The sequence below is a fragment of the Kitasatospora sp. NPDC004799 genome (assembly GCF_040609095.1).
Lineage (GTDB): Bacteria > Actinomycetota > Actinomycetes > Streptomycetales > Streptomycetaceae > Kitasatospora.
On sequence record NZ_JBEXJK010000363.1, the window covers coordinates 1 to 8,419 of the forward strand.

Consider the following 8,419-nt stretch of genomic DNA (forward strand, 5'->3'; position numbering starts at 1 on the left):
GGGGGGGGGCGCGTCGCTCCATACCCCCCCCGCCCCCCGCGGGGGGGGCCGGGGGGGGGTGGGGGCCCCCGCTCTCCCCCGGGGGGGCGGGGGCCCCCCCCCCCTGGGGGCGGCCCGCCCCGGGCCCCACCACCGGACCGGGACCACCTCCCGGTCCGGCCCGCCGGATCAGACCCGGTCGGCCGCGATCAGCACGTACTGGAAGGAGCCGTCCTTGTAGGACTCGATGAACGCCTCCTCGATGCCGGTCACAAGCGAGGTGGTGTTCCGCAGCTCCCAGTAGGGCAGGGTGTCCGGGGTCAGGTCGATGACGGCCTGCGGCACCAGGCGGTTGTCGGCCATCGCCCGCAGGTACTCGCGGCGGGAGTGGATGTTGCACTCGAAGTGGGCGTTGATCTGCGAGACCCACTTCGACGGCTGGCCGTAGCGCGGGTTCCAGCAGCCGGTGATGGTCACGTACCGGCCGCCGACGCTCAGCACCCGGGAGTGCTCGGCGAACAGGTCGTGCAGGTCGACGTACATGCTGGACTCGTTGTTCCAGGAGCCCGCGACCGAGCCGGTCTCGATCGGCATGTTCAGCATGTTGGCGACCCGGGAGCGGACGAAGTCGCCGATGCCCAGCTCGCCGGCCCGCTTGTTGCCGAAGTCGGCCTGCTGGGTGGAGAGGGTCAGGCCCTCGACCCGGCAGCCGAAGCGCTGGTGGGCCATCACCATCGAGCCGCCGCGGCCGCAGCCGGCGTCGACCAGGGTGTGGTCGGCGCGGATGTCGCCGAGGTGGTCGAGCAGCACGTCGGCCTGGGCGGACTCCAGGCGGTGCAGCTCGGCGATCACCTTCTTCTCGCGCTCGCTGTCGGCCGGGTCGCCGATCGCGGACCGGTCGATCGCACCGATGCCGTAGTGGTGGTGGTAGAGGCCGTCGACGTCACCCAGGCGGAGGTTGACCGGACGGGCCTCGTGGTCCCAGTAGCGCGCGATGTCGCCCTGGTACGGGGTCGCCGGGCCGGGGATGGCGTTGCCGGGGGTGGTGATGTCGTCGGTCACGGACATGGGTCAGCTCCTAGCGGATGGTCAAGGGGTTGTCGTCAAGGAAGGTGTGCGGCCGGGCACCGGGTGGTGCCGGCGGAACAGGTGGTGTCACCAGAAGTCGGGCAGCGTGTAGCGGTAGGTGTTGGTCTGGTGCCAGTAGTGGTTGCCGTCGACCCACGCGGACACGCCGCGCAGGAACCGTACGAGCGTGGGTACCGGGCAGGACACGGCCAGTGCCGCCGCCTCGGCCTCGAAGGCCAGCATCAGCTCGTTGTGCACCTCGACCGCCTTCAGGTACCCCTCCTTGCGGGAGACGCCCTCGCGCTCGGAGATCACCACCGGCAGGTTCAGGTGCAGTCCGGGGCTGTCCAGCTCCTTCATGTACGAGTACAGGTCGTTGACGATGGTGGTCGCATTGGAGGCCAGCGCGATCACCCGCTGCATCGCGGGCAGCGCGTGCAGCTCGGCGGGCAGCTCGTAGCCGCCGACGGTGTCCGTGATCGTCGGGCAGGGGCGGAAGTTGTTGAACTGGCGCATGGCCAGGTACTCCCACACCTCCGGGACGTGGTCCGCCTGGTCCCAGGCGGCCTCGGCCAGGTACCCGAGGTGCAGCCGCGCCATGTCGTGCCGGAACCGGTCCGACTGGGAGGGCGTGGCGGCCCGGGTGAAGTACTCCATCGCGGAGTGGTAGGCGCGCCGGGGCGCGTCCGAGGAGAGCGAGTCCTCCCAGGCCGGGTGGTACTCCGACGTGGTGTGCAGCGGGTCGAGCGCGGTGTGCGCGAGCAGCAGGCGGCTGCCCAGGCCGATCGGCGAACCGCCGAGGTCCTCGCAGTAGCAGTCGTCCACCGCGTTCTCGGCCACCATCAGGCGGGCCGCGAGCATCAGGTGGTCGACGCTCGGCGCGTCCGGGTGGCAGGCCACCATGTAGCGCCCGGTGGAGAAGCCGTCGAAGTCCTGCTCCCAGTCCGGCGGGTAGAGCTCGACCTCCTCCATCGCCCAGGCCTTGATCTTCGCGCTGAGCGCCTCCACCCGCACCGGGTCGGGCTCGGCGACCGGGTGGTGGTACAGGCCGGGGATCGGGTCCCCGCTCCTCGGCTTGCCGCCCTTCGGCGCCTCGGCCGCCGAGCCGCCGGTGCTGGGTGCCACGGCGGGCGGGACCACGGCGGACGGGGCCGCCGCGGACGGGACGGGGAGGACGGGGACGGTCGGCGCCCGGAACCCGGGGGTCTCGAGCACGGCCGCCCCGGACACCGGGGCCTCCGGCACCGGGGTTCCGGGCACCGGGATCGCCGCAGCCGGGACCTCGGGGGCCGGGAGGTCCGTCACGGCGCTGGATGGGGCCTCCGGGACCTCGGGGGCCGGAGCCTCGGACGGCGCCGGAGTCGGCGGCCGGAACAGCAGCCCGGAGGTGCCCAGTCCGCTGGGCCCGCGCAGGACCCGGTCGATCGCCGGGGAGCTCATGGGCCCACCGCCGGAGCGGTGGCGGGCCCGGATCGGGTGTCCGGTCTGGCACGCAGGGGCATGGAGCCTCCTCTGATGGGATCGCACAATATGACGGGACGTCATCTCCCCCGCCGCGAACGGGAACTCCGGCCTCCGGGCCCGTCTCGCTCGGTTCCCCACCGTAGGCGCGAAGCCGGGTTCCGCATCGCACCGGACGATCTTCCTCACTCGATAGGGTGAACGTTCCGGCTGACGGCGTTTGGCCGCGCCCCCGTCGTGCATCGCTCCGCACCGGCCCTGGGCGCTCCGGCCCCGAACCTGCCCGGCCGGGCCCGCGCGCCGCGCGCGTCAACCTGTTGACGTTCGCCCGTGTCCCGTTCCGACCGACCGCGTTGTGCCGTTCGTGGCGGGGGCTGTTCGAATGCGAAACCTACTGACCGGCGGCCGCCTGCCACGTGTTGGCAACCCGTCCGACCGACCCCTAAGGAACACGAAGTGGCAGCGATCTCGATGCCGGACTTCTACATGCCGTGGCCCGCCCGCCTCAACCCCCACCTGGAGACCGCGCGGGCGCACAGCCTGCTCTGGGTCCGGGAGATGGGCATGCTCGAACCCGTCTGGGACGAGGAGCGGTTCACCGCGATGGACTTCGCGCTCTTCGCCGCGTGGACCCACCCCGACGCCTCGCCCGACGAGCTCTGCCTGATGAGCGACTGGTACGTCTGGGGCTGGTACGTCGACGACTACTTCCCCCAGGCCTACACCGAGGCCGAACAGCTCGGCGCCGCCAAGGAGTACCTCTTCCGCCTGCTGGACTTCATGCCGACCGACGGCACCCCGTCCGCCCTCACCCCGGAGAACCCGCTGGAGCGCGGGCTGGCCGACCTCTGGACCCGCACCGCGCCGGGCAAGTCGGAGTCCTGGCTGCGCCGTTACGTCGCGGTGGTCCAGGACATGGCCGAGGAGGCGCTGCGCGAGCTGTTCAACCTCGCTCGCTCCGGCGACCGGGTCCTCGACCCGGTCGAGTACCTGGAGATGCGGCGCTCCGTCGGCGGCATCCTCTGGTCCGCCCAACTGCTGGAGCACGCCCTGGGGTTGGAGCTTCCGGAGCGGCTGCTCGACGGGCGCCCGCTGGGGCTGCTCAACGCGGCCTTCGCCGACTCCCAGGGGCTGCAGAACGACATCATCTCCTACGAGATCGACCTCGCCGAGGGCAAGGTCAACAACGGGGTGACGGTCGTGGCGCACTTCTCCGGCTGCGACACCGAGAAGGCGGTGGAGGTCGTCAACGACCTGGTCACCGACCGGCTCCAGCAGTTCGAGCACACCGCCGCCACCGAACTGCCCCTCGCGTTCGAGGAGCAGCTGCTCACCCCCGACCAACGCGGCGACGTCCTGCGCTACGTCCAGGGCCTCAAGGACTGGATGGCGGGCAACCTGGAGTGGGCCCTGCGCCCCGGTGGCCGCTACCTACCGGCGGACTCCGAGCCGGTCGCGCCCGCGCCGTCCTTCCTCTCCCCCACCGGCCTCGGCACCTCGGCGGCCCGGCTCGGCCTCGACCGGTCGGCGCTCGGCCTGCGGACCCGCAGCTACGCCAACGCCCCGCGCCAGGAGCGCGAGCAGCTCGAACTGCCCGACTTCTACATGCCCTTCGAGGTCAGGACCAACGGCGAGCTGGAGACGGCGCGCGAGCACGGCGAGGCGTACATCCGCCGCACCGGCATCCTGGACGCCCCGGGGCTCGGGGTCTGGGACGAGTCGAGCGTGAGGTCCGCCGACTTCGCGCTGTTCGGCGCGCTGACCCACCCCGACGCGCCGCTGGAACAGCTCGACCTGCTCAACGACTGGTACACCTGGGGCTTCCTCCAGGACGACTACCTGCTCGAAGTGTTCAAGCGCCGCCGCGACCTGGCCGGCGCGAAGGCCTATCTGGACCGGTTGGAGCTCTTCGTCCCGGCCGAACCCGTCGCCCTGCTGCCGACGCCGACCAACCCGTCCGAGCAGGGTCTCGCGGAGCTCTGGATCCGCACCGCCCCGGCCGTCGGCGACGAACTGCGGCGCAAGCTCTCGGCCAACACGGTCGAGCACCTCCGCTCGGGAGTCTGGGAGGTGTTCAACGCCGTCCAGAACCGGACGCCCGAGCTGATCGACTACACCGAGATGCGTCGCCAGACCCTGGGTGCCGGGGTGTGCGCGGACCTGATCCACCACGCCGCGGGCATCGACGTGCCCGACGCCGTGATGAACAGCCGGCCGATGCGGCGGCTGGTCGCCGCGGTCGGGGACTGGGCGGGCTGGTTCAACGACGTGGCCTCGTACCAGGTGGAGATCGAGTACGAGGACGACGTGCACAACGGCGTGTACGCACTGCGCCGCTTCACCGGCGGGGACCTCCCGGAGACGGTCACGGCGGTGAACGACCTCCTCACCGCCCGGATGAAGGAGTTCGAGCACCTCACGGACGTCGAACTGCCCGCGCTCTACGACGAACTGGAGCTGACCGAGCGGGAGCGGGCCGGGATGGCGGACTACGTCAGGCGGTTGCAGGACTGGTTGGCCGGCTTCCACGCCTGGCACCTGCGGACGGGCCGCTACACGGACTTCCCGGTCCGCACCACTCTGCCCGCCCGGCTGCTGCCCTCGCCCTCCGGGCTCGGCACCGCCGCCGCCCGGCTCGGCCTGAGCGTCTGACCCCGCCTGCCCCGGCACCCGCCCGGGCCGCTGCGCCGTTTGCGCGGGCCCGGGCGGTGTGGTGCATTGGGAGGGAGACCGGAACGGCCGACACGCCCCGGTACCGTCCCCACCGCACACGGGACCCGCGACGCTCCGTGAGCGCCGGCGCCCGGGTGGCCACCGGTGAGTGAGGTGGTGACCGATGGCCGAGTTCGACCGGGGGCCGACGGACGCCTTCGCGGAGCTGTGCGCGCGGGTGCCCGATCCGCCCGACGAAACGGCGTTCTGGGTCCACTGGGGGCCGATCTTCCACCGCGGGCGGGTCGACGGGTCCGCCCGGGTCCTGGTGGTCGCCTCCGACCCGGGGGCGACCGAGCGGATCGCCGGGCGCAGCCTGGTCGGCAACGCCGGGCAGCGGGTCCAGGGGTTCCTCGCCAAGCTGGGCCTGACCCGGTCGTACGTCTGCCTCAACGCGTGGGCGTACGCCGTCCTTCCGTCGCGCGCCCCGGCCATGAAGGAGCGGCTCGCCGAGCCCGCGCAGACGCAGTGGCGCAACGAGGTCTACGACACCGCGACCGGCCCGGCGCTGCAGGCCGTCGTCGCGATGGGGTACATGGCGCAGGAGGCGGTGCGGCTCTGGCCCGCCCGGCCGCCGCAGGCCGTGCTCGTCGAGGTCCCCCACCCGACGAGCCACGACCCGGTGGCGCTGCTGGACGGCTGGCGCGCGGCGATCACCACGCTGCGCCCGGTCGTCAGGCCGGACGAGGACGGCGACAACACCGGCCCCAACTACGGCGCCGCGTTCGAGGAGGGCGACTACCGCCCGATCCCGCGGCGCGACCTGCCCTTCGGCGCACCGGCGTTCCTCGGGGACGACGCCTGGGTGCGGACCGGGGGCGGTGAGACGCAGTCCTCCGTGACCCGTCCGTCCCCCGACGACGGGCGCACCCTGATCTGGAAGGCCCCGGGCTGATGGCATTCGTCCTGCGCGGTACCGTCGTCACCTTCGACGCGGATCACCGGATCCTCGACCCCGGCGCGGTGTACGTCGGCGACGACGGCCGCCTGGACGCGGTGCAGCGGGCCGGGCAGGCACCGCCCGCCGGGTTCGCCGCCGCCCCGGTCGTCGACGTCACCGGCACGGGCGCGCTGGTCCTGCCCGGCCTGGTCGACCTCCACGGCCACCTGCAGTACAACACCCTGCCGCTCTGGGAGGCGGTCGGTGTCCCGTACCTGCACCACGACCGCTGGGTGGACGAGAAGCGCGAGCCGGACTACGCGACCTCGGTCTCCTGGCCGGCCACGGTGCTCGGTGCGGCCGCGCCCGAGGCGCTGCTCACGTACATCGAGGTCAAGGCGCTGGTCGGCGGGAGCACCTCGGTGCAGGGCGCACCGCGCGCGACCCGCCCGATCGACGGCGGGCTGGTGCGGATCGTCGACCTGGAGAAGCTCCCGGCCGGCCACGACATGGTGCTGACCGCCGCGATCCAGAAGAGCGCCGACGAACTGCGCGACCACACGGCGGACCTGCTCAACGGCACCCGGGTGCTGATCTACCACGTCGCGGAGGGACGGCGCGTCACGGAGCCGAACCCGAAGGAGCCGGCCTCGCACGTCCACAAGGAGTTCGAGGACCTCGCGCCCTGCCTGAAGCAGGGGCTGGTCTGCGTGCACGGCACCGCGCTCACCCCGGCCGAGTTCGCCGCCTGGCAGGACGGCGTGACGGCGAGCAACCCGGCCGAGCGGGGCACCGTGGTGTGGTCGCCGTTCTCCAACCACTGGCTCTACCACGAGACCACGGACGTGGTCGCGGCCACCGCGCAGGGCCTGCGGATCGCGCTCGGCTCCGACTGGTCGCCGTCCGGGACCAAGCACGTGCTCGGCGAGCTCAAGGTCGCCGACGGCATCAACCACCACGAGCTGGGCGACCACTTCGACGACCGCGAGCTGTGCGACATGGTCACCGCGAACCCCGGCGACGCGCTCGCCACCGCCTGGGGGCCGCAGGTGGGGCGGCTGGCGGCGGGCAGCGCCGCCGACCTGCTGGTGCTGGAACGCCACGAGCCCGACGAGGACGTGTACCGCAACCTCGTCGACGCGACCGAACGGCAGGTCCTGCTGGTGGTCGCCCGCGGCGTGCCGCGCTACGGGACGGCATCGCTGATGACCGCCGCCGGGGCGACGGACACCGACCCGATCACGCCGGCGGCCAAGCTCAACCGCCGGGTGGCGGTGCGGCGGACCGACGGGTCCGGGGCCACCGGAGCCGGCGCCACGCTGGACTGGCCCGCCGTCAAGCAGGCGCTGAAGAAGGTCCTCCAGAACCCGCGGGCCGCCTGGCTGGACGCCCAGGACGGGCTCGCGGCCTGGGGCGGGCCGCTGGACGACCCCGATGCCCCGCTCGTCCTCTTCGGCGACATGCCCGAGGGCGAGGAGGTGGCCCTCGCCGGCACCGGCGACGTCCCGGACGGCCTGGTCATCCCGCCGCTGGACGCGCTGACCCACGACCGCGCCTTCTTCGCCGCCGTGGACCGCACCGGGATACCGGAGCTCCAGCGGCTGAGGACGTACTACGTCGAAGGACCGGCATGAGCCCCCGGGTCACCGCACCGGCCCGCACGCTGCCGGACTCGATCGGGCTGGACGCGTTCATGGCCCGGGTCGCCGCCGACCCGCTGCCGCTCGCCGACCGCTACCGGCTGGTGACCGCCGCCCGCGTCCTGGTCGAGGAGCTCTACGTCCACCTCCCGCTCAAGCGCGCGCGGTACGCCACCGATCCGGTCCAGCGCCTGCGGCTGCTGGAGCGGCGGGTGCCCGCGCTCAGCGAGCTGCAGTTCCACGCCGAACTGGCCGGTGTCTTCCGGGACCTGCGCGACCTGCACACCGTCTACCAGCTCCCCGCCCCGTACCGGGGGCAGGTGGCGGTGCTCGGCTTCCTGGTCGAGCGCTACCAGGACGAGGACGGGACGCCGCACCACCTCGTCTCCCGGATCGACGAGTCGCTGCGGCACGGGGACTTCGACGCCGGGGTCGAGCTGGAGCTGTGGAACGGCGTCCCGGTCGAGCGCGCCGTCGAGCGCGGCACGGCCGCGCAGGCGGGCTGCAGCCCCGACGCCCGGCTGGCCCGCGGGCTGGAGTCGCTGACGCTGCGCCCGCTGCGGACCGCTCCGCCGCCGGACGAGCGCTGCTGTTCTTCCAGTCCAACCCCAACGCCGTCCTCGGGCACATCTCCGCGCGCTGGGGCCTGACCGGCCCCGTCGTGGCGGTCTGCCCGGCC

General features: G+C 73.0%; 6 protein-coding genes. 4 read left to right on the forward strand and 2 right to left on the reverse strand.

All coding sequences use genetic code 11. The features are described 5' to 3' along the window. Positions 1–168: 168 nt before the first annotated feature. On the reverse strand, positions 169–1,047 hold the full coding sequence (locus ABZW03_RS32205) for a geranyl diphosphate 2-C-methyltransferase (RefSeq protein ID WP_355266188.1): 879 nt from the start codon (positions 1,045–1,047) through the stop codon (positions 169–171). An 87-nt stretch (positions 1,048–1,134) separates the two neighbouring features. Continuing rightward, entirely contained in the window at positions 1,135–2,487 is a 1,353-nt protein-coding gene (locus tag ABZW03_RS32210; protein ID WP_355266191.1) for a family 2 encapsulin nanocompartment cargo protein terpene cyclase, read from the reverse strand. Between the two features lie 477 nt (positions 2,488–2,964). Between ABZW03_RS32210 and ABZW03_RS32215 the strand changes: the two genes are divergently transcribed. From ABZW03_RS32215 to ABZW03_RS32230, 4 genes are all read left to right on the forward strand, one after another. Beyond that, a complete protein-coding gene (locus ABZW03_RS32215; protein WP_355266193.1) occupies positions 2,965–5,160 on the forward strand; it encodes a germacradienol/geosmin synthase in 2,196 nt (731 codons plus the stop codon). Positions 5,161–5,344: 184 nt separating this feature from the next. Further along, a complete protein-coding gene (locus ABZW03_RS32220; protein ID WP_355266196.1) occupies positions 5,345–6,115 on the forward strand; it encodes a uracil-DNA glycosylase family protein in 771 nt (256 codons plus the stop codon). Beyond that, positions 6,115–7,734, forward strand: a complete 1,620-nt coding sequence (locus ABZW03_RS32225) for an amidohydrolase family protein (protein WP_355266199.1) — start codon at positions 6,115–6,117, stop codon at positions 7,732–7,734. The genes ABZW03_RS32220 and ABZW03_RS32225 overlap by 1 nt, the downstream gene beginning before the upstream one ends. Beyond that, entirely contained in the window at positions 7,731–8,390 is a 660-nt protein-coding gene (locus ABZW03_RS32230) for a hypothetical protein (RefSeq protein WP_355266201.1), read from the forward strand. The genes ABZW03_RS32225 and ABZW03_RS32230 overlap by 4 nt, the downstream gene beginning before the upstream one ends. Positions 8,391–8,419 lie beyond the last annotated feature (29 nt).